General features: G+C 67.8%; 20 protein-coding genes and 1 pseudogene. 9 read left to right on the top strand and 12 right to left on the bottom strand.

Going from position 1 to position 20,012, the window contains the following annotated elements; genetic code table 11:
- Positions 1–406 precede the first annotated feature (406 nt).
- The 4 genes from G6048_RS36785 to G6048_RS36800 form a co-directional block, all read right to left on the bottom strand.
- On the bottom strand, positions 407–1,381 hold the full coding sequence (locus G6048_RS36785; protein WP_206342577.1) for an NmrA family NAD(P)-binding protein: 975 nt from the start codon (positions 1,379–1,381) through the stop codon (positions 407–409).
- A 64-nt stretch (positions 1,382–1,445) separates the two neighbouring features.
- Positions 1,446–2,261 carry an oxidoreductase gene (locus G6048_RS36790; RefSeq protein ID WP_165343951.1) on the bottom strand — a complete coding sequence of 272 codons (816 nt, stop codon included), beginning with the start codon at positions 2,259–2,261 and terminating at the stop codon, positions 1,446–1,448.
- 300 nt (positions 2,262–2,561) lie between these two features.
- Positions 2,562–3,131 carry a TetR/AcrR family transcriptional regulator gene (locus G6048_RS36795; RefSeq protein ID WP_165343935.1) on the bottom strand — a complete coding sequence of 190 codons (570 nt, stop codon included), beginning with the start codon at positions 3,129–3,131 and terminating at the stop codon, positions 2,562–2,564.
- Positions 3,132–3,204: 73 nt separating this feature from the next.
- Positions 3,205–3,465 (bottom strand): hypothetical protein, encoded by a 261-nt coding sequence (locus G6048_RS36800; RefSeq protein WP_235990839.1) that lies wholly within the window; start codon positions 3,463–3,465, stop codon positions 3,205–3,207.
- A gap of 142 nt (positions 3,466–3,607) precedes the next feature.
- Here G6048_RS36800 and G6048_RS36805 point away from each other — a divergent pair, with 142 nt between their 5' ends.
- The 3 genes from G6048_RS36805 to G6048_RS36815 all read left to right on the top strand — a co-directional run bounded on the left by G6048_RS36805 (position 3,608) and on the right by G6048_RS36815 (position 6,581).
- On the top strand, positions 3,608–4,309 hold the full coding sequence (locus G6048_RS36805) for an SDR family oxidoreductase (protein WP_165343936.1): 702 nt from the start codon (positions 3,608–3,610) through the stop codon (positions 4,307–4,309).
- 26 nt (positions 4,310–4,335) lie between these two features.
- The gene (locus G6048_RS36810) at positions 4,336–5,214 is read left to right on the top strand and encodes an alpha/beta fold hydrolase (protein ID WP_165343937.1); all 879 of its coding nucleotides are present in this window, start codon (positions 4,336–4,338) and stop codon (positions 5,212–5,214) included.
- 701 nt (positions 5,215–5,915) lie between these two features.
- Entirely contained in the window at positions 5,916–6,581 is a 666-nt protein-coding gene (locus G6048_RS36815) for a winged helix-turn-helix domain-containing protein (RefSeq protein ID WP_165343938.1), read from the top strand.
- Here the strand turns inward: G6048_RS36815 and G6048_RS36820 are convergent.
- The 3 genes and pseudogenes from G6048_RS36820 to G6048_RS36830 form a co-directional block, all read right to left on the bottom strand.
- Positions 6,496–6,954 (bottom strand): annotated as a pseudogene (locus G6048_RS36820) (DUF1152 domain-containing protein); the annotation flags it as partial. The gene G6048_RS36815 and the pseudogene G6048_RS36820 overlap by 86 nt on opposite strands.
- Before the next feature lie 23 nt (positions 6,955–6,977).
- Positions 6,978–7,403 (bottom strand): PIN domain-containing protein, encoded by a 426-nt coding sequence (locus G6048_RS36825; protein ID WP_165343940.1) that lies wholly within the window; start codon positions 7,401–7,403, stop codon positions 6,978–6,980.
- Complete coding sequence (locus tag G6048_RS36830) at positions 7,400–7,681, bottom strand: CopG family transcriptional regulator (RefSeq protein ID WP_235990841.1); 282 nt, start codon at positions 7,679–7,681, stop codon at positions 7,400–7,402. The genes G6048_RS36825 and G6048_RS36830 overlap by 4 nt, the downstream gene beginning before the upstream one ends.
- A 166-nt stretch (positions 7,682–7,847) precedes the next feature.
- Between G6048_RS36830 and G6048_RS52080 the strand changes: the two genes are divergently transcribed.
- On the top strand, positions 7,848–8,723 hold the full coding sequence (locus G6048_RS52080; RefSeq protein ID WP_408056212.1) for a type II toxin-antitoxin system RelE/ParE family toxin: 876 nt from the start codon (positions 7,848–7,850) through the stop codon (positions 8,721–8,723).
- A gap of 458 nt (positions 8,724–9,181) precedes the next feature.
- On the opposite strand, the gene G6048_RS36845 is transcribed toward G6048_RS52080, so the two are convergent.
- Positions 9,182–10,195 carry a PH domain-containing protein gene (locus tag G6048_RS36845; RefSeq protein ID WP_328828060.1) on the bottom strand — a complete coding sequence of 338 codons (1,014 nt, stop codon included), beginning with the start codon at positions 10,193–10,195 and terminating at the stop codon, positions 9,182–9,184.
- A 286-nt stretch (positions 10,196–10,481) separates the two neighbouring features.
- On the opposite strand from G6048_RS36845, the gene G6048_RS36850 reads away from it, so the two are divergent.
- Together G6048_RS36850 and G6048_RS36855 are read left to right on the top strand one after the other, a co-directional pair.
- Entirely contained in the window at positions 10,482–10,919 is a 438-nt protein-coding gene (locus G6048_RS36850) for an NfeD family protein (protein WP_165343942.1), read from the top strand.
- A 104-nt stretch (positions 10,920–11,023) separates the two neighbouring features.
- Positions 11,024–12,148, top strand: a complete 1,125-nt coding sequence (locus G6048_RS36855) for an SPFH domain-containing protein (protein WP_165343943.1) — start codon at positions 11,024–11,026, stop codon at positions 12,146–12,148.
- Positions 12,149–12,264: 116 nt separating this feature from the next.
- Here the strand turns inward: G6048_RS36855 and G6048_RS50330 are convergent, their stop codons facing one another.
- Together G6048_RS50330 and G6048_RS36865 are read right to left on the bottom strand one after the other, a co-directional pair.
- The gene (locus tag G6048_RS50330) at positions 12,265–12,618 is read right to left on the bottom strand and encodes a CAP domain-containing protein (protein ID WP_328828064.1); all 354 of its coding nucleotides are present in this window, start codon (positions 12,616–12,618) and stop codon (positions 12,265–12,267) included.
- A 960-nt stretch (positions 12,619–13,578) separates the two neighbouring features.
- On the bottom strand, positions 13,579–16,245 hold the full coding sequence (locus G6048_RS36865) for an RICIN domain-containing protein (protein ID WP_165343945.1): 2,667 nt from the start codon (positions 16,243–16,245) through the stop codon (positions 13,579–13,581).
- A gap of 272 nt (positions 16,246–16,517) precedes the next feature.
- On the opposite strand from G6048_RS36865, the gene G6048_RS36870 reads away from it, so the two are divergent.
- The 3 genes from G6048_RS36870 (at position 16,518) to G6048_RS36880 (ending at position 18,494) form a co-directional block, all read left to right on the top strand.
- Complete coding sequence (locus G6048_RS36870) at positions 16,518–17,009, top strand: hypothetical protein (protein ID WP_165343946.1); 492 nt, start codon at positions 16,518–16,520, stop codon at positions 17,007–17,009.
- Positions 17,006–17,335 carry a transcriptional regulator gene (locus tag G6048_RS36875; RefSeq protein WP_165343947.1) on the top strand — a complete coding sequence of 110 codons (330 nt, stop codon included), beginning with the start codon at positions 17,006–17,008 and terminating at the stop codon, positions 17,333–17,335. The genes G6048_RS36870 and G6048_RS36875 overlap by 4 nt, the downstream gene beginning before the upstream one ends.
- Before the next feature lie 358 nt (positions 17,336–17,693).
- Positions 17,694–18,494 (top strand): hypothetical protein, encoded by an 801-nt coding sequence (locus G6048_RS36880; RefSeq protein WP_165343948.1) that lies wholly within the window; start codon positions 17,694–17,696, stop codon positions 18,492–18,494.
- Between the two features lie 105 nt (positions 18,495–18,599).
- Here the strand turns inward: G6048_RS36880 and G6048_RS36885 are convergent, their stop codons facing one another.
- Complete coding sequence (locus G6048_RS36885; protein ID WP_165343949.1) at positions 18,600–19,034, bottom strand: VOC family protein; 435 nt, start codon at positions 19,032–19,034, stop codon at positions 18,600–18,602.
- 122 nt (positions 19,035–19,156) lie between these two features.
- Positions 19,157–20,012 (bottom strand): lysyl oxidase family protein (locus G6048_RS36890; protein WP_268979216.1); only part of this gene is annotated, 856 nt, incomplete at its 5' end.

Genomic DNA, 20,012 nt, shown 5'->3' on the forward strand with positions numbered 1-20,012 from the left:
GTGCCAGGTCATGGAGTACCCGCCCCACCCCGCCCGGAGCCTGCTCCGGCCGGGCGGGTGCGGCTCTCCCGCGGAACCTGTCGGCGGCGCACCCGCGCCGCCCAGCGGACCGGCTTCCACCACGTGCATGCCACCGAGGTCCACCCCCTCGCCCCGAGGTTCGGACCCCACCACGGCGACCGCACACGGCCACGCCGCGCCCGAAAAGCCTGAGTCACTCAGGCACACACAGAGTTCCAGAGACGCTCAGTGACAGCTCTTCAGATGTACGGCGTCAGAGCACCACGTGGAGCACATCCACCACCAAGTCGAACGGCTCACCCGATCCTGATGGCGATGACCGCCTGCGTGTCCAGTCGTCGGCAAGGGCGTGGCGTTCTTGTTCTGGTCCAGACCGCTCAGCGGCTCAGGCAGCCGCCAGCTTCCGGATGCGCGGATGGTTCTCCAGTGCCCACCGCACGGTCTTCGGCGGTCGTCCGAGCAGGGTTTCCAGCTCGTCGGTGATGCCGCCGTATCCTCCGCGGCCGATGATCCGGGTCAGGGTCTTCAGGTGCTCCGCGATGTGCGGGTACGCGGCCATGTTGGTGTCGACGTAGGTCTCGTTCCAGGTTTCGATGTCTTCGGGAACGTAGGTGACCGGGCGTCCCAGCACGGCCGCGAAGTCGTCCGCGATCCCGTGCATGTCCCTCAGCTCCGGACCGGTGAGTGCGTAGGACTTGGAGATGTGCGGCGCCGGGTCGGCCAGGATCTTCGCGCACAGTTCCGCGACGTCGTAACCGGCGATGGGTGCGAGCCGGTGGTCGCCGAAGGGCAGGCGCAGTTCACCGTCGGCCAGTGAGCCCAGGGCCAGCCAGGTCATGATGGGGTTCTCGATGAAGAAGGCCGCCTGCACGTTGACGGTCGGGACGCCGGACCACTCCAGTACCCGCTCGGCGACCCAGTGGGCCCGCTGCTGCGGCGACCAGTCGGCGACGAGTCCGCCGAGGTGCGCGCGCCGCTCCGCCTCCGGCGCGGTCATCTTCTCGAACGTCATGAACGACTGCTCGTACTCGGAGATGTTGACGAACACCTCGATGTCGCCCTGGGCCCGCGCCGCCGCGGCCATCAGGCTCACAGCGTCGGTGTAGTACGGCGACAGGCTCATGCTGAAGTAGATGCGCCGGACGCCCTTCAGCGCGGCGGTCACGTCGGCGATGGTGAGCAGGTCACCGACGAAGACCTCGGCTCCGGCCTGGCGGAGCGAGTGCGCGCGTTCGTCGTCCTGGCGCACGAACGCACGTACCGGATGCCCTTGTTCAAGCAGCATGCCGACCATCGTCCGGCTCACACCACCGATCTCGCCGGCGGCACCGGTGATCAGGATGGGATTGCGCTCTGGCATCAAACGGTCCCTCTGTCTGGTGGGGGTGGGGGAGCTGTTCGGAAGCCCAGGGAGCGCCTGTGCGTCAGCCGGCCAGCTTGTTCATCTTGCGGATCTGCTTGTCGAAGGCCCCGGAGGGAGCGACGCGGCGCAGTATGCGCGCGCGTCCGGCCACGGGGCCGGCGGTGTAGCGCAGCTTCGGCCTGGCGTCGGTCGCTGCCGTGACGATCGCCTTGGCGACGACGGCGGGGGCGTCGCCGTCCTTGATCGCCTCCGCCATCACGCGGTCGGCGATGTGCCGCTGCTTCTCGTAGGCGTGCAGGGGCGTGTCGGGCTTCGCGCTGTTGGCCTCGAATCCGGTCCTGGTGTAGGCGGGTTGGACGAGAAGCGACCGGACGCCGTACTCGCGGACCTCGTGGTCCAGCGACTCGGAGTAGCCCTCGATCGCGTGCTTGGAGGCGGCGTAGACGGCCATGTACGGCTGGGGCAGGAACCCGAGTACGGACGAGATGTTGATGATGCGTCCCCTTCCCTGGGCGCGCATGTGCGGCAGGACCTCCGTCACCATGCGCATGACCCCGAACACATTGGTGTCGAAGACGGCCTGGGCCTGCGCGACGGAGGTCTCCTCGGCCGCACCCGTCGAGCCGACGCCGGCGTTGTTGACCAGGACGTCGATCCGCCCGAACCGCTCGCTCACCTCCTGCACCGCGGCGGCGACCGAGGCGTCACTGGCGACGTCGAGGTCGACGAACGTCACGCCGCCAAGCGGAGTGACGCGTGAGGTGTCGCGGCTTGTGCCGACCACGTCGAAACCCGCTGCGACCAGTGCGAGCGCGGTTTCCTTCCCGATGCCGGATGACGCACCCGTCACGAGTGCCACCGGCAGTTGTGTCGTCATCATGTCTCCCGCGCTCATTAAAAACCGATCGGTTTCCTGTCCACCGTAAACCGATCGGTTTTCGTGCGCAAGCTCAAGCGGGGAGAATGACGGCATGGGTCGGATCGGTGCGCAGGGGAGGCGCGTGAACGTCATCCGCGCGGCGACCGCAAAGCGGCTCGGCGTCACGCAGCCGTATCTCTCCCGGCTCTAGTTACGCATGCAGCGATACGTCGTCGTGGCGGCCGCCGACGCGCAGGGCTGGGCTTCCCCCAAGCGCCGGGCGGTAAGGGAGTGTTGTTGTTCTGGAAAGGTGACGCGTCAGCGCACGCTCGCCGCGTCGAGCAGCGTGGTCACCGTAGGCCCGACAAGCCCCGTCAGTGTGTCGGCTCCGATTCCCGCGCGGGCGCTGGCGCCGTCGAAGACCATGCTGAGCTGCCGGGCCAGCAGGTCCGGATCGCTTGCCCTGCCCTGCTCGGCCTCGGCGCGGAAATAGGCGGTCAGGTTTTCCTTGACCTGGTGGGCCACCCGGCTCGCGGGATGGCTCTGATCCTTGAGTTCGATCTGCGCGGCCAGGTACGGGCAGCCGCGGAACTCGGGCGTACCCGCCTGCGATTCCACCTGCTCGAAGACGTGCATGATCCGCTGGCGGGGTTCACGGCCATCGCCCGCCGCGGGCAGGAGCATCGCCACGTAGGCGGAAGTGCGCTGCTCGAGACTGGCCGCCAGCAGTTCGTCCTTGCTCGCGAACAGCTGATACATGGAGCGCTTCGACACCCCCGCCGCCTTGCACAGGGCCTCGACGCCGATACCGACACCGTCTCGGTAGGTGAGCGTGGCCGCCGCATCCAGCAGCCGCTCTCGGGGGCTTGGCTTCGCCTCGGTGGTCATGCTGCGAGGTTAACTCGATTCCAACAAAATGAAAACTGATCGGTTTCCAGGGGGCGCCGGGGCGGACGGCCGGTCAGCCGGACGCGGAGCGTTTCGCCGGGGGCTGCCAGCCGCCCGTAACTTCCTTGACGGGCTTGTGAGGGAAACGGCGCTGGGCGTACTCCTGCGCGTGCGAGCCCGGCAGGACGTACAGGGTCTCCTTCTTGTCCTGGAGCAGTCGCAGCACGGTGTCCATGAAGGTCTTGCGGTCATCCAGGTAGGGGCCCAGGACGTCCTCGCCGCCGGGGCAGACGGCAAGGCAGTAGCCGGACTCGAGATGAACCGCGCCGCCCACCGCTGACGCCTGGTCGCCGTGCGGGCGGCGCGCGCTTCGGGATGTTACGCGTCCCCTTCTGAGCTTGCACATTGAAACCGATCGGTTTACGGTAGCGGAAACCGATCGGTTTCTCGGTGTGGTTCTCATCATGGAGGTAGTCATGACCGCTCTGAAGGGCGCAAACGTCTTCGTCACCGGCGGCAGCCGCGGCATCGGCAAGGCCCTGGTGGAAGAGCTCTATGCGCGCGGCGCCGGCAAGGTCTACGCCACGGCCCGCGACCCGCGCAGCGTGACGCACCCCGACGCCGTCCCGGTGGCGCTGGAGGTCACCGACCCGGCGTCCGTGGCAGCGGCCGCCGCACAGGCGGAAGACGTCACCGTACTGATCAACAACGCCGGTGCCGCGGTCGGCGCGTCCTTCCTCGACTCCCCGGTCGACGACGTACGCCGGGAGTTCGAGACCAACTTCTACGGCCCCCTGCTGCTCACCCGGGCCTTCGTGCCGATCATCGAACGCAACGGCGGCGGCCACCTCCTCACCATGCACTCCGTGCTCTCCTGGATCGCGCTCGGCGGCTCCTACAGCGCCTCCAAGGCCGCCCTGTGGTCGCAGACCAACTCCCTGCGCCTGGAACTGCAGCCGCGCGGCATCGCCGTCACCGGACTGCACGTGGGTTACGTGGACACGGACCTGGCGGCGGGCGTCGACGCACCCAAGTCCGACCCTCGCACTGTCGCCGCACTCGCCCTCGACGGCGTCGAGACAGGCGCGTACGAGGTACTCGCCGACGACATCTCACGCCAGGTCAAGGCAGGCCTGGCCGGCGACCTGGCCGCTCTGTACGCCCAACTGGCCAAGTAGTCCTTCACACACGAGGAGCAGGCGAAATGCCCAGCCAGGAATCACGTCCCACGATCCACATCCCGGGGACCACCAGCCACACCCTCGCCCCGCGCGCAGGACGCCACAACCGCGAGGGAACCCTGCGCTACCTCAAGGCGGGCACCGGCGCCACCCTTGTCCTGCTGCACACCGTGCGCACCCAGGCCGAGCACTTCCGCCACCTCATCCCGCTGATCGCGGACCGGTACACCGTGTACGCCCTCGACCTGCCGGGGATGGGCTACTCCGAGATCGTGCCCGGTGCGTCGTACGACGAGCCGGCCATGCGCGAGGGCGTCAAACGCCTCCTCACCGAACTCGACCTCCACGACGTGACGTTGGCCGGAGAGTCCATGGGCGCGGTGCTCGCCCTGACCACCGCGGCCGACCTCCCGGAGCGCGTACGACGCGTCGTCGCGGTCAACGCGTACGACTTCCGCGACGGAATCGCCCGCTCCAGTCTCCTCGCTCGCGTAGTGGTCAGCGGTGTCCTCACACCGGGAGTGGGCCCGGTCGTCGCTGGCGTGGAGCCCAAGCCCGCCCTCCGCAAAATCCTCGAGGGCGGCCTCGGCGACAAGACCGCACTGCGGCCGGACTACGTCGACGAACTCCTCCAGGTGGGCCGCCGCCCCGGCTACTCGACGGTCGCCCGGGCCGTCTACCAGGCCCTGCCCAGCCTCATCGCAGCCCGCTCCCGCTACCCCGAGGTCAAGGCGCCCATCCACCTCATCTACGGGGAGAAGGACTGGTCCCGCCCCTCGGACAGGCAAGCCAACAAGGACCTGCTGCCGACCGCCGACTTCACGCAGGTGCCGACGGCAGGCCACTTCATCGCCCTGGAACGGCCCGACGTGCTGGCCGATTTGTTGAACACGGTGGCGTGACGGCCCCGAGACGGGCACGGGCAGCGGTGGCGGGTCTGGCCGGGGCTACAGGGCTTCTGGCTGGGAGAAGACCACGCTCAGGCGGCCGGAGATGGGCATCTTTCGGATCCCTGAACCAGGCGCACGAGGGCGTGAGGGAACCCGCCCACCCGTCACGGAGCGTGCACACGATGCACGCAGTCGGACGCGGACACAGCGAACGCGGGAGACCAGCGCATCCAACACCGTTCGGGATGCGCGCAGTTCCAGGAGCTGGCAGCAAATGGCACTCCTGGACACTGTTTAGGAACGGTTCCAGCTCTGAAGGGAATGGTTGCATCCCCGGCCTGTCCGGGGGCGGCCCGGAGACATGTCCGGGACCTAACCGACGGCCGGGCTTCGTCGATGGCCAGGGAACGACCTGCCAGCGCCGGCCGCGCACCACTTCTCGCGCGGGCCGCGAGCAGGCGCACGCTTTTCCAACTGTGTTGGTGCCTCGTCGGCCCATGTACAGAGCCGTTCACCTGCGTACATGTGGGGCTCTTCTGAGGGGCGGACGAGTGTCGCCGTACAGCGATGAACAGCCTTGACCGGCGGTGAATGAGACGGACATTGAGACGGATGTGCTTCTCATCGCAGCATGTCAGTGCGGCCGGTCGTTGGATCCGCGGCTGGCAGCCACGGGGCCGTTGCCAGTGGCCGGCGTTAGGCTCCTGGCAGTGATGAGCCGGTTCGATGCTCTCGCCGAGGGACAGGGGGCAGCGGTGGCGGTACCGCGGTTCTACGAATTCACGCTGCCGATCCTGCGCCGCTTGGCTGGTGGGGAGCCGAAGCACTGGCGGGAGCTGCGCGACGAGTGCATTGGCGAGTTCGGGCTTTCCGAGCAGGACCGTCTTGAAGCCACGCCGGGCGGTAGTACCCGGCTGGACACCCGCGTGCTCTGGGCCAACACGCACCTCTTCCAGGCCGGACTTGTGAGTCGCCCTGCCCGCGGCGAAGTACAGATCGCCGATCGCGGGCGCGAGGTGCTCACCAACCCGCCGGACGTGATCGATCCGAGCTACCTCGACCGCTTCCCTGAGTATCGAGACTTCCAGAGTCGCACCCAGCAGAAGGACACGCATGAACCGGCTGCAGAAGCCGGCAGCACCGAGAAGGTGACGCCTCTGGAGAGCATCTCGACTGCGGTCGCCGAGTCGGCGGCAGCGCTGCACGGTGAGCTGTGTGATTGCCTGCCCCGGGTTTTTCGTGCCGCCGCCGGTCGCGTCCTGCACGCTCAGGCCGAGGTCGCTGCTGATGCGCTCATGGTGTCGGGTTCCCGTGGCCCGTCGTGCCACTGGCCGTCATGTTCCATAGTGGTGCGGCGTACTGCTGCGGACGGCTGCTGATGAGCAGTTGGCGCAGGTCCTCGCGCAGGGAGCCGTTGAGGTTCAGCGCCTCGGTGTTGCGGCGGAACGTCGTGTGGGTGACTCCGCGGCTTCGGGCTTCGGCCTCGAACTGGTCGAGTTGGGACAGCACGGTCTCAGGGTCGAGCTTCACCGGTGGCTGCTCCTTGAGCCATGCGGCCTTGTCGCGTTCGTAGTCGATCTCCGCGTAGCTGCAGACTTCGCGGCTGTGCGCCTCCACCTCGTCCAGGGTGGTGGTCGCCATGATGGCGCGGGCCAGATGGTTGCAGCTCAACGCGTCGTCCACGTCGGCCTCGTGGATCGTGGGGCCTTCGTCGGTGAGTGGGACGGGGAGTTCGGCGTCCCGCATCTTGCGAAAACCGAGATCAGAGCGTGGGGTTACACCCTCTTGACGACGATCGAGTCCGGGACCAGTTGCTCCAGGTCGTCCACGTCCGAGGTGAAGACCGTGACCTGCCCCTTCTGCTGTCGGGCGATGACGGCGAGCACGGCGTCGATCGCGTACTTGTGTCCGTGCAACTTCGCGTCGGCTAGGAGCCGGCGGGCCTGGCGGGCCTCGTCCTTTCCGATCTCGGCGACCTTGAGCCGCGAGAGCACCCAGTCCCAGCGCTGCTCGGTGGTCCTGCCGTCGTACGCTTCGACCAGCGTCATCGGAGACGTCACCACCTCGGCTTCGCCTCGAGCTGCGAGGTCGATCCAGGCGATCATCTTGCGATCGCCTCGCACGGCCAGGGACAGCGCTTCGCAGTCGAGTACGAAGACGCGCAGTGGCCGCTGCCTGTGCTCACCGGCCCGCTTCTTCACGCGGCCTCTCCGGCGTCGTGGTTGCCGACTGCGCTGCGGCGCTCGTGCTCGGCGTCGAGATCCTCCAGTTCCTCGAACGCTGCCGTGCGCTCCTCCTCGCTGAGCGGGCCGTGTTCCTCTTGCAGCCAGTCGGACAGTTCCCGTAGCCGGTCGCGGTCGCGCTTGAAGCGAAGCGCCTCGGCTACGTACGCCGACAGGCCCCGCTCCGCCGCCTCGCCGCGGATCTCGTCCAGGAGATCCGCGGGGATCGTCACCGTCACCTTCTTGGTAGTCGCCATACAACAGACCATACTCTTGGTGTTGCCACCCTTACCAGGGTGCTCCACAAACAATGGCGTGGCCGGACGGCACGTCCTTCACGCTTCTGTAAGGCGCAGCAGCCGCGCGCTGGGCTCGTCCGGCGTGAAGCGGTCAGGGATGAATTCCACAACAGCACCTTAAGCCGTGGCGCTGGTGTCGAGCGGAGCCGTCTTGAGCTGGGCGTTCAAGGTCACCGATGAGTACGCGGAATGGTTCAGGCAGATGATCAAGGAAGATCTCGGCTCGGCCCCCCAGGTAGCCCAGGCTGTTGCCGCTTTGCGTGAGACGGGTCCCACTCTGGGGCGTCCCCTCGTGCACCGGCTCAAGGGATCGGAGCCGCATCACCTCAAGGAATTGAGGCCGGGATCGGGCGGTCGGTCCGAGATTCGGATCATCTTCGCCTTCGACCCGACGCGTTCGGCCCTCCTGCTCCTTGGGGGCGACAAGGCTGGAAACTGGGAGCGCTGGTACCGCGACAACATTCCTCTGGCTGAACAGCTCTACCGCGACTACAGCGGTGACACGGAGGATTTGAGGAGGAGGGGCATGCCCAAGAAGACCCCGCAGGACTGGGAGACCCTGGAGCAGGAGCTGTATTCGGCCGGTGTGGATCCTGTCGAGGTGGAAGCCGGCTCGCGCCGCCTTCTGGCGGAGGCCCGTGGGCATCAACTGGCTGAGGCGCGCAAGCAGAACGGGCTGGCTCAGATGGACGTGGCGGCTCGCATGGGGGTGAGCATTGCGCGCGTGTCCCAGATTGAGCACGGTGAGGTCGCCGCTCTCGATGTCGTTGCACGCTATGTCGAGGCACTCGGCGGCAGGCTGGACCTGTCGCCGATTTCGGGGACCACAAAGTGCGGATGCCAGCGAGCGGAGACCAGGGCAGCGCAGCCGCGTAGCCGGATGCGAAGACCCAAAGACCATGGGTGGCACTGTGCGGCGAACCGTCCAACAGCGTTCTTGAGGGAACGGCAGGATGGCAGCAGGAGAGACAGCGGCAAGACAGAAACCCCAGGTCACTGACATGGGGTTTCGCCTGGGGCGGGTGACGAGGATCGAACTCGCGCTCTCGGCTTGGGAAGCGACGGCGCTTGGGCGGAGACGGGGCTCTTGACGCCCCTGGTCCGCCCGGTGATCCGAACGGAAGGTGGCTAGGCATCAGGGGAGGAGCCTGTACGCCTGCGTCGTCGCAGTGGCGCTGTCGCCCACATCGTCAGCCCGATGAAGGAGAGGAGTACCGCGCCTCCGACGACGACCGGGACAGCGCCCATGAGAGCAGAGTTGAGCAGAAGCTCTGCCCATGTCGGCTCCTCGCCCATCGTGCTTCCACCCTGTGTCACGAACGGCATGACGTCGGCGGAAACCGATTAGTTCCAGTTCCGCAAGGCCAGGCTGACGCCGCGGCCAGTGCCTCGACCCGTATGCCGCTCCCTTCTGGCTGGCTGTCCCAGGAAGCGATGCAGTGATTCCAACGAAAACCCCTAGAGGCGTGGGGAGTTCGCGCGGGTTCTCGCAGAGCTCAGCGCGTAGATGATGCGGGTCAGGTCGGCGGGGGCGGCCGCTAGGTGGACCGGGTTGCCCGCGTCGTCGAGTTCGGCGATGTGCCAGCTTCGGGGGACGGTGTCGCCGTCGCTGCCGCGCGGGCGCCGTACGTCCTTGACGGTGAGACGTTCCACCGGGATCCGTTTCGCCGCGAAGCGGCCCGGGCCGGGGTGGGGGGTGACGGCGGGTGGGCCGTCGCCGAGGACGATGTGGGTGCCGAAGTTGTTCGGGTTGTAGTCGGTGGACTCCAGGAAGCGGGCGGGCCGGAAGCCCTGGGCTCCTTCCTGCGAGACCGAGAGTCGCTCCAGTGGCCGGCCGTCGGCGAAGTACAGCCAGCTGCTCTGCTTCCCGGTGCCGACGTCGGTCCGCGCGATCACGGCCGGCAGGGTGGTCAGGCACTTGCCGCGTTCAGCGGCGGGCGTCTCGGTGGTGCACGGGACAGCCGACGTCCACGCCTGTTTCTTCGACTCCGCGACCGGCACGAACCAGGCGGCCAGGCCCGCCCCCGCGAGCAGCAGCGCACACAGGCTCAGGGCCACGGCCGAGCCGCGCCCGGCGGAGCGGTACGTAATGACGGGGACGTAGTCCGATTCCGATGCTCCGTACCGGCGGTGCAGCGCGCGGAGCGTGTCCAGCTTCGCGTCGAAGTCCGGTCGGTCGTCGACGGACATGCTCGTCGGCAGGGGCAGGCGCCGTGTACGTCCGCCGCGCAGCGCCACGCTGACGCGGTGGATCTCCTCTCCGTTGCGCCCGTACTGCACGTATACGCGCAGGTCGGCGATGTCGCGCCACGGCACGTTCCGCCGGCGCAGCAGCGTCCGGGAGTGCAGACCGTACGCGTCGGCGCTCACCTGGGCGACGGCCCCGTAGAAGCACGCGATGCCCACCAGTGCGACAAACAGGCCCACGTACGCCCACACGTCCCGGAACCCGCCCCCGTACACCAGGCGCACGACGGCCAGGCTTGCCCCGGCTAGGCCTACCCCGGCCGTACCGAGGACGACGAGGAACCACCGGGGGTGCTTGAGGAGGGGACGGAGGTCACTTCGCGGACACCGGTCATGCGCGGAAGCGTGCCATCAGCCGGGTTGCGCCTGCTTGTGCGGTGTCCGGCAGCTTTCCGGACCGGCTCCTTGCCGGAGCGGCGCATACCGGTACCGCGGCCCGTCACGATCCCTGTTCTGCCCGGTGGTCCGGGAGGTAGCTTGGTGGGCAAGGCCTCTCAAGGAGGGCGATTCGATGCCGTGGTTCGTATGGCTGTTCGCCGCCGCGGCACTGGGTGCCGCGGAGTTCTTCACTCTGACGCTGGTCTTCGGGTTGCTGGCGGGCGCCGCGTTGGTCGCCGCCGTGGTCGCCGGTGTGGGAATCGGCCTTCTCGGCCAGCTCGTGGCCCTCGGAGTGGCAGCGGCAGCGGGTCTCCTCCTCGTCCGTCCTGTCGCGCTGCGGCATATGGAACAACAACCCCTCACCTACGAGGGCAGTGATGCGCTGATCGGCAAGCGGGCCGAGGTCATGCAGGAGGTCACCGCGACCCGCGGCCTGATCAAACTGTCCGGCGAGGAGTGGTCCGCCCGTGCCTTCGACGAAAGCCTGGTGATCCCGGTGGGAGCGCTGGTGGATGTCATGGAGATCGAAGGCGCCACGGCCATCGTCTATCCCCGCGAACTCCTTCCATGAACGGCTGAGAACGCACAGCAGCATGTACGGCTTGAACACACAGCAACATGTACGGCTGAACACGCAGCAGCATGAACGGCTGAACACACAGCAACGGAGGCACTGTGGATCCAGTTGTCGTCCTCACTCTCGTGGCGGCCATCGTTGTCGTCTTCCTCGTGGCCTCCAGCGTGCGGATCGTCCCGCAGGCGCGCCGCTACAACATCGAGCGGTTCGGCAGATACCGCCGGACGCTGCAACCCGGCCTGAACCTGGTTCTGCCGGTGGCGGACCGCATCAACACCAAACTTGACGTGCGCGAGCAGGTCTATTCGTCCGACCCCAGGCCGGTGATCACCGAGGACAACCTCGTGGTGAACATCGACACCGTGCTCTACTACCAGATCACCGACCCACGGTCGGCGGCCTACGAGGTCGCCGATTACCTACAGGCGATCGATCAGCTCACCGTGACCACGCTGCGGAACGTCATCGGCAGCATGGACCTGGAGGAGACGCTCACCTCACGTGAGGAGATCAACTCCCGGCTCCGCGCCGTCCTCGACGATGCCACCGGCAAGTGGGGCATCCGGGTCAACCGCGTCGAGATCAAGGCCATCGATCCACCGCACACCATCAAGGAAGCGATGGAGAAGCAGATGCGGGCCGAGCGTGACAAGCGCGCGGCCATCCTGCACGCCGAAGGGGAGCGGCAGGCCAAGATCCTCACAGCGGAAGGTACGAAGCAGAAGGACATCCTCGAGGCCCAGGGCACGCAACAGGCCATGATCTTGCGGGCGGACGGCGAGGCGAAGGCGGTGGAACTCGTCTTCCAGGCCGTCCATCGCAACAACGCCGACCCGAAGGTGCTTGCCTACAAGTACCTCGAGACGCTCCCGCACCTGGCGAGCAGTGACAACAACACGTTCTGGGTGATCCCGGGGGAGCTGACCGAGGCGGTTCGGACTGTCACCCATGCGTTCGGTGATCAGTCGACTGCAGGTCCTCCCAAACCCGCGCAATCTGAGGAAGCCGCCACCGCCACCGCCGACGACACGTCGGCCGAAGGCCGGACTCCGGAGCTCGATGCAGGCTGGTCGGCTTCGCTCGACGCCGCGGCGGCCGCTGACGAGGCCGAGAAGGAGGCCGCTGCCGCGGTGAGCGACGCCAAGGCGGAGGCCGCCGAGGCCGCGCAGTCGCCCCAGACGCTGCGCCGGGGGCAGACGTCCGGCGTTGAGACCACCCCTTGAACCCACCCGTTGAGCCCACGCGTTGAGCCCACCCGTTTGAGACCGCCTGTTGAGCTCACCCGCGGTCGTTGCTGGGGAAGGAGGACTGGCCGGCCGATGCCGGGGGCGCTGTCCGGCTACGACCCGAAGTTCTGGGTCCAGTAGTTGCCGGGCTGCGCCAGGCCGATACCGATCTCCTTGAAGCCACAGTTGAGGATGTTGGCCTTGTGGCCGGGGCTGGCCATCCAGCCGTCCATGACGCTTTCGGGAGTGCCGTATCCGGCGGCGACGTTCTCGCCCGCCGACCTGTAGTTGTACCCGACACGGGCGAGACGGTCGGTCATGGACGAACCGTCGGAACCGGTGTGAGACATGTTCTTGTGATCGGCCATGTCCTGGCTGTGGTTCTGAGCGGCCTTGGTGAGCATGGCGTTCTCGGCCACCGGCCCGCAACCTGCCTTCTCGCGCTCGGAGTTGACCAGAGCCAGCACCCGATTCGTGGGACCGGAGTCCGTACTGCCGGCGGAGGTGCGGGGAGCACTGCGGGAACGCGTGGCCTTCGGAGTGCTTGGCGGAGTGCTTGAAGGCGAAGCAGACCTCTTGGGCGTGCTGGGGGTACGGGTAGGGGTCGGGCTGCTGGACGGCGAGGGGGACGTGCTGGGGGTTCTGGCCGGAGTGGCAGGGGTAGGCGTGTCCGCCTCGGAGGTGGCCGGGGGCGCGGCGCGCGTCCGCGAGGGCGCCGGGTCGTCCACCGGATCCGATGTGCCCGATCCCAGCCAGGAGGAGGCCACGCTGCGCAGGCCTCCCAGCCCGCTACCGCTCGCCAGCACGGCCGAAGGAATACCCACGGCGCCCACAGTCACCACGATGACTGCGGTACGGGACATCTTCCGGCGCTTTTTTCTCTGGCGATGCTTGTTCATACGTGACCTCACTCAGTGGTCCGACATTGGGCAGCAAAGCAGCGCGGCGCTGGCGAGCCCGGTCATTATGGGGATCGGCGAGCGCACCGGGCAACGAACACCCATCCTGCTGTCGCGCTGTGCCGACGAGGTTCACCCAGGCCATGAGAACGTACGGATCCAGTCGTCGCCACACAATTTCCGCCACCCGCACACACCAGTGACCAGGCCGAAGAGGTTCTGTCGCGGCCGCGGGCGCCAAATTCACCGGTCTGGAAAATCGGTTGAATTACCACCTGCGGTGGAGAATGTCCGATTGGGATTCAAAAGGGCGTAGCTATTACCAGTAGTAATCCGCCAATCCATCCTATTGGGTCAAAATTCCGGCGTGATGCATATCACTCTGATTCGAAGTGTGGGAATTCCTAAGACAGGGACCGCCTGAGCCATGGAACGCGGCCGGGACAAGCACCCGGGCGCCCCGCTCGTGCACCAGCGCCATGGCGGGGCCGCAGGCCGTGGTGCCTGCGGCCCCGCTCGGGCGTTGGGTCAGGACGGGTCGCCGTACTGGAGGCCGCGTCCGTTGGTGCCGACGTAGACGCGCCCGTAGGTGTCGGGGTCGCCGGTGATGACGCCGGTGCTGCCGATGCTGCCCCACTGGTGAGCGTCGTCGTTGACGCGGAGCCAGGTGGCGCCCTTGTCGGTGGAGCGGAAGACGCCGGTGACGTCCTTGACGGTGCCGATCAGGTACAGGGCCTGGTACGAGGCGTCCGGCGCGGCCTTGCCGAAGCCGAGGGCGGAGGCGGACTGCACCGCCCCGAGCGTGGTGAAGGTGCGGCCGCCGTCGGTGGAGTGCAGCACTCCCTTGCCGCCGCCGGCGATCCACAGGTCTCCGGCGATGCCGGGGACGGCCGTGAGCCGGCCGGAGGGCAGGTTGGTGGCGCGTGCGGTGAAGGTCGCGCCGCCGTCGGTGCTGGCGTAGAGCGTGCCGTCGGCCAGCGAGTAGAAGTTCTTGGCCGAGGAGCGGTCGGCGACGACCACGGCGCCGGTGCCCAGACCGCTGACCTTCGACCAGCTCGCGCCCTTGTCGGTGGAGCGGTACGGGGCCTGACCGGCCTCGGTCCAGACGATGGCGGAACCGTCCGCCGCGAGCGCGACCTGGCCGCTGTCGGCGCTGCCCACCGGCTCTGCCTTGAAGCCGGTCCAGCTGCTGCCGCCGTCGGTGGAGTAGGCGCCGTCCTTGTCGCCGCCACGGCCGACCCGGACCATCATCTCGGGGTTGGACTGGGCGAAGTCGATGTCGGTGCTGTTGGTCATCATCGGGTTCTTCAGTCGCCCGGCGGGCACCTCGGTGAGGGAGTCGTGGCGGAAACCGCCCAGGTCGCCCATGGCGGTGACGACTTCGGCACCGCCGGGCGGGGCAATCGCGTCCAGCAGCGCGGTCTCCTCCAGCCCTCGGGCGCCCACGCTCCAGTGGCTGCTGCCGCCGCTGTCGGAGGCGTTGGCGTCTTTGCTGCGCAAGATGCCGCTGCCGGTGCCGTACAGCACATGCCCGGAGTTGAAGGGATCGATGGCCAGCGCGGTCATCCAGTGCCCGGTGCCGGTACCGACGTAAGGAGCGGCGGAGGCATTCCGCACCGATTTCTCGGCCAGTGCCTTCCAGGTCGTGCCGCCGTCGGTGGTCCGGTAGATCTCGTCTTCCGGCCACCAGCGGCCGAGGGTGGTGACCATCACCGTGGACGGCTTCTGCGGGTCGACGGCCAGACCGGAGAACCCGTAGCTGCCCTCGGACGGGGAGATGTTCTTCCACGCCCCGCCGGTCGGCGTGTACTTCCACACCGAACCCGCCGTCACGTCGTTGGGTCCAAGGGTGTTGGTGTACGTCAGGTACAGCGAGCCGTCACCGGAGAGCACGCCGTGCTGCGGCAGCTGGCCCGTGGGCTGCCCGGAGACGGCCTGCCAGGTGCTGCCGCCGTCGGTGGAGCGGTACAGGGAGGTGGACCGGTCGGCGACGCCGACGTAGATCGTCTTGCTGTCGGCCGGGCCGTACGTCACGAAGGAGATGCCTCCTCCGCTGCTCGCCCCGTCCTTGACGGGGAACGAGGAGACCTGGCTCCATGTCACGCCGTGGTCGGTGCTGCGCCACAGGCCGTTCTTGCGGGTGCCAAGCAGCAGGGTGCCGTTGTCCGCGGGGTTGGTCACGAGCCGTTCGCCCGCCCCGCGGCCGTGCTCGTTGGCGCCCAGCTTGAAGGGCAGCTCGGTGCGCTTGAAGGTGCGGCCCCGGTCGGTGGAGCGCAGGATCGCGCCGTTGCCGGCCCACTCGTTGGTGTAGGTGCCCGCGCCGAGGTAGAGCCGGTCGGGGTCGACGGGGTCGGTGGCCACCGAGTCGATGCCCAGCAGGTTCCAGTCCTTCTCGCCGGCCCAGTCGGTCAGCGGGAGCCACTGCTCGGCCCCGGTGTCCCAGCGGTAGGCGCCGCCCATGTCGGTGCGCGCGTACAGCAGGCCCTTCTCCCGTGGGTTGAACACCAGCCCGGTGACGTAACCGCCGCCCACCACCTGGGCGTTCTTCCACACATACGGTCCGGCCGCGGCCGTGGTCTGTGACCCGCCGGTCCCGGCTGCCTGGTTCTGGGCCGCCTGGGTCTCGGCCGTTTTCACCAGCTTCCACTGCTGGTTGGTGCTGCCCTTGCCGGGATACTGGATGATTGCTGCGCCCTGGGCCTTGGAGCCTCCGGAGACGTCCAGGACCTGGCCGCTCCCGCGGGAGGTGAAGGTGACGGCGTCGGAACCGCTCACCTCGTCGATCCGCCACTCCTGGGAGGCGGAGGAGCTGTCGGTCTGCTGCTCGGCGGCGGCCGCCCGGGCGGTTGAATCGCCCGCTATGCCCAGTACTTTGCCGCTGTTGCGGTTCATCAGCTCGTAGTAGCCGTCCCCGGTGGGTCTCAGCTTCCACTGCTGGTTGGCGGTGCTCTGGTCGGTCCACTGCTGGATGCGGGTGCCGTCGGCTGTGGAGAAGGCGTTGACGTCCAGCACCTTGCCGCTACGTACGGAAACCAGCCGGTAGTAGGCGTTGCCGTCGACCGTCGCGGCCTGCGAGTCCTCCTGCGTGAACAGGAGATACGGCACGACGATGGCGGGCACGCCGAGCAGCAGGCTGGTGGCGGTCCAGCGACGGCGGTGACGCCCGCGGCGTCCGCCGTTCGTGGGGTTGTTCATGGGGGAGGTGCTCTCCTTGCATGACGTTCACCGGAGGAAAGGTGGATTCAGCTACCGGATGGCCGGATCCGACTCCTTGTGGTCACAGGCCCTTCACAGGGTTGCCTTGATCCGAGAACTTCTTTCAGGTCACCTCGTGGTGCGGTAGGCGCCGATCGGCGGCCGGGTGACGCCGGTGCCTTGAGACAGAGGCAGAGCGGCCGAGCCGGTCACTTGCCGTACTGGAAACTCGTCTCTTTCCATAGTGGAAACTAGCCGCTACTCTTTCCGGTATGGAAACTCACGGGGTACGACTGACGCCGGAGCAGGCCCATGCCGCTCTGGCCGACACCGAGCACGTCCGGGCCTCCGCCGCGGCACTGTCGGCCGCACCGTGGCCGAACTGGTTCTTCGTCACGCTCACGCTCTACATCGCCGCGATCCCGATCACGTTCGGAGGCTTCATGGCCGACCCGGACTGGCTGCTGCCGCGCTCCGCGTGGATGGCCATCATCCTGACGAGCGCCGCGGTGTACCTGGCGCTCTTCGCCGTCGCGGGGAAGGCGTGGCGCACCAAGACCGGGGTGGCGCTGCGGTTCGACGTGCTGCCGAAGCGGGCGACCGTGCCGCTCGCGGTCGGCCTGCCCGCGCTGGTGGTGGGGGCAGCGTTCGCTTTCCGCGCCACGGGACGGCCGGTGTGGCTGATCGCGGCCTCGCTGATCGGTGCCGCCGTGTCCGTCGGCTTCCACCTTGCCTTCGTACGCCTGCACCGGAAGACCCCGTGAGCGCCGAGAGCGCCGAAATCCACGACCGGCTGGAGGGTTTCGACACCACCATCCACGCCCCGAACCGGCTGCGTATCTGTGCCCTTCTGGACGCCGCGGGCGAGGCGGAGTTCGGTCTGGTCCAAAAGCGGCTCGATCTCTCCGCCTCCGTGCTGAGCAAGCACGTCACCGTGCTGATGGACGCCGGTTACGTCGAGCAGCGCAAGGCCGTCCGCGACACCCGGCAGCGAGTGTGGCTCCGGCTGACCCGGCGAGGGCGGGATGCGTATCAGGGGCACCTTGCGGCGCTGCGGGCGATCGTGGGGCCGCCGGATCCGGCTCTCTGATCACGACCGGAGCCGGCTGAGGAGCGCGCGGCGGCGACCGTGGCTGCGAGCGACGAGGGCGACAGGCGACTCGCGCGTCGCCGACCCGACCCCCGCCATGCCGGCCGTACCGAACGAACCCTCCGCCAATCAAGACCTCACCCAGCGCGGATTGATTTCCCTGATGAAACGGGGGTGACCATCAACTCTCCCCTCGCCAGCCTCGGTGCAGTCAGGCCGGACAGCGGCAGACCGAGCACGGGAGAACCACGTAATGTCCCACTCACACACAGTGGCGGGCCCCCAGCGCGGCGCGCCTCGGTGGTAGACGCAGCGCCGACTGCCGAAGCCCTTCCATCTCGTCCTGCAGTTCCTTCTCGTGACGCTGGTCGCCACCGGGGCGCTCGTGGCGACCACCGGTTCCGCGAGCGCGCAGAACGAGCCCAGCGGCTCGGTGTCGCAGGGCCAGCCGCCCGGTGTGGTGTACCGCGGCGACTCCCGGAGCCCGAACGACATCTTCGCCAACGGCTTCACAGCCCGGGGAACGAACTACGACCTCAGGTCCCATGTCCACGGCGGAGCCGGGTCCTACGACAGCGGATACATCTCCACGTCGGGTTCGCGGGACGTCGCGGTGCCGTTCGCCCGGAGCCAGGGGCAGATCAACCTCGCGAACCAGGCCGGTGAGCCGCGTTGCCAGGGGCCGGGCTGGACGATCGGCGAGAGCATCCCGGTCGTGGGATGGCTCATCATGAGCCACTGCATACACTCGACCGTCGAAGCCAGGACCTTCGTCTACACGATCAACCCGCAGTTCGCGAACGTCCTCCTGTACGTTCCCGACCAGCTCCGTGGGGACCCGGCCATGTACGACCACTACCGGAGCCAGGACGAATGGGCCTTCTTCCACAGGATTCCGCCCCAGGCGATCACCGGCGTGCAGATCTACCGCATGACGGGACGGGCGGTCAACGGCCGGCTCGAGCCGCAGAGCATCACCTTCAACGAGGAACAGTGGGTGCCGAATCCCAACTACGTCTCCAACTACCGCTACAACCCGGAAGCCGACCCGACCGCCAACCTCAGCCCGGACCAGGACCTGAACATCCCGGCGATCCCGGCGAACGACTACAACCGGGGCTGCAACGCGGCCCAGCAGTGCAGGGACGGCCAGGGCTGAGCCATTGAGGCAAGCAACAAACCCCAGGCCGATGACCTGGGGTTTCAATCTGGCGCGACGCTCGGCATCGCACGACTTCACCACCTCGCCCTCACAGGAGGAGGCTCAGTCGAGACAGAACTCGTTGCCCTCGATGTCCTGCATCACGATGCACGACTCGTTGTCGTCATCGGCGAGCAGCGTTCGCACGTGTACCGCACCGAGCGCGACCAGCCGTGCGCATTCGGCTTCCAGTGTGGCGAGGCGCTCTTCACCCACGAGTCCGGTGCCGGCCCGCACGTCGAGATGCACCCGATTCTTGACGATCTTCCCTTCGGGAACGCGCTGGAAGAGCAGGCGCGGGCCCGCACCCGAGGGATCACTGCACGCGAAGTAGATGACCTCATCCTCAGGCGGCAGCGAGCGATGGTAGTCCTCCCAAGTGGCAAACCCCTCCGGGATCGGCGGCACGACGTACCCCAGCACCTCGCACCAAAAACCGGCGAGGCGCGCAGGTTCTGCGCAGTCGAAGGTGACTTGGAACTGTTTGATCGATGACATCGCCGCACCGTAGCAAGGGACTCCGTTGCTCATCCACGAGAGCCGCGGTAACCACCGGGACGCAGCGCCGGTGCCCCTGAGGCCCGCGCCGAAGCGACGGGTCCCAGGAGCACCGCCGCCGCCTACGGGGCGTCGATCAGCTCGTGCGGCGGCACGGTCACCGAGCGGGCGCCCGGCTCACCGCTCAGGACGACCTTGCGCAGCGCGACGTTGTTGCCGGTGTTCGTCTCCTGGAGGCGCTTCTCCGGGTTGGCGATGACCTGGATGTAGTACGTGCCGTTCGGCAGGTCGGTGATGTCGAAGGACTGACCGGGCAGGTCCTGGGTGTACGTGTCGCCGGAGCCGACGTCGAGGACCTCGCGGACGGAGATCGAGTTCTCCCCGCCGCAGGCGGTCGACAGATCGGTGTTCTCCGGGTGCCAGTTGGCGTTCTTCACCGTGTAGTCGACCGCGTCGGTGTTGGCCAGGCAGAACGCCTCCTTGCCGCTGCGCACCTCCTTGGTCTGGTCCTCGCTCAGCAGCCGGTAGCTCGCGAAGTCGGTGAAGTGCCAGTGGTTGTGGCCCTCCCGCGAGTCCCACTCCATGGTGCCCGTGGGCGCGTACCCGACCTGCTTGCCGTCGGCGTCGTAGAAGTACTGGTACGCGTCCATCAGGTCCTTGCCGGGGCTGCGGAAGCCGTCCACGACGAGCGGGGCGGGACCGGCGTTCCAGACGTTGGCGCTGAAGGCGAGGTAGTCCTTGCCCGGTACGTTCCCTTCCTCGCCGTCGGTGATGGTGATGCCCCAGGCGGGCAGCGAACGCAGGTCCGGCTTGGGCACGTTCGCCGCGACACCCGCCCGGCCGGTGGGCCGCTTGGCGTTGGGCTTCAGCGCGGGCGCGAGGCGCGAGCCGTCGTGGTGTCCGGGGCCGTCGCCCAGGTGGTGCGCCATGCCGCGGTCCGCCACCGACGCCACCCGCGCCAACTCCTCACCCTCCACA

It is taken from the genome of Streptomyces ureilyticus (assembly GCF_011045025.1).
In the GTDB taxonomy this organism is placed as follows: Bacteria; Actinomycetota; Actinomycetes; order Streptomycetales; family Streptomycetaceae; genus Streptomyces; species Streptomyces ureilyticus.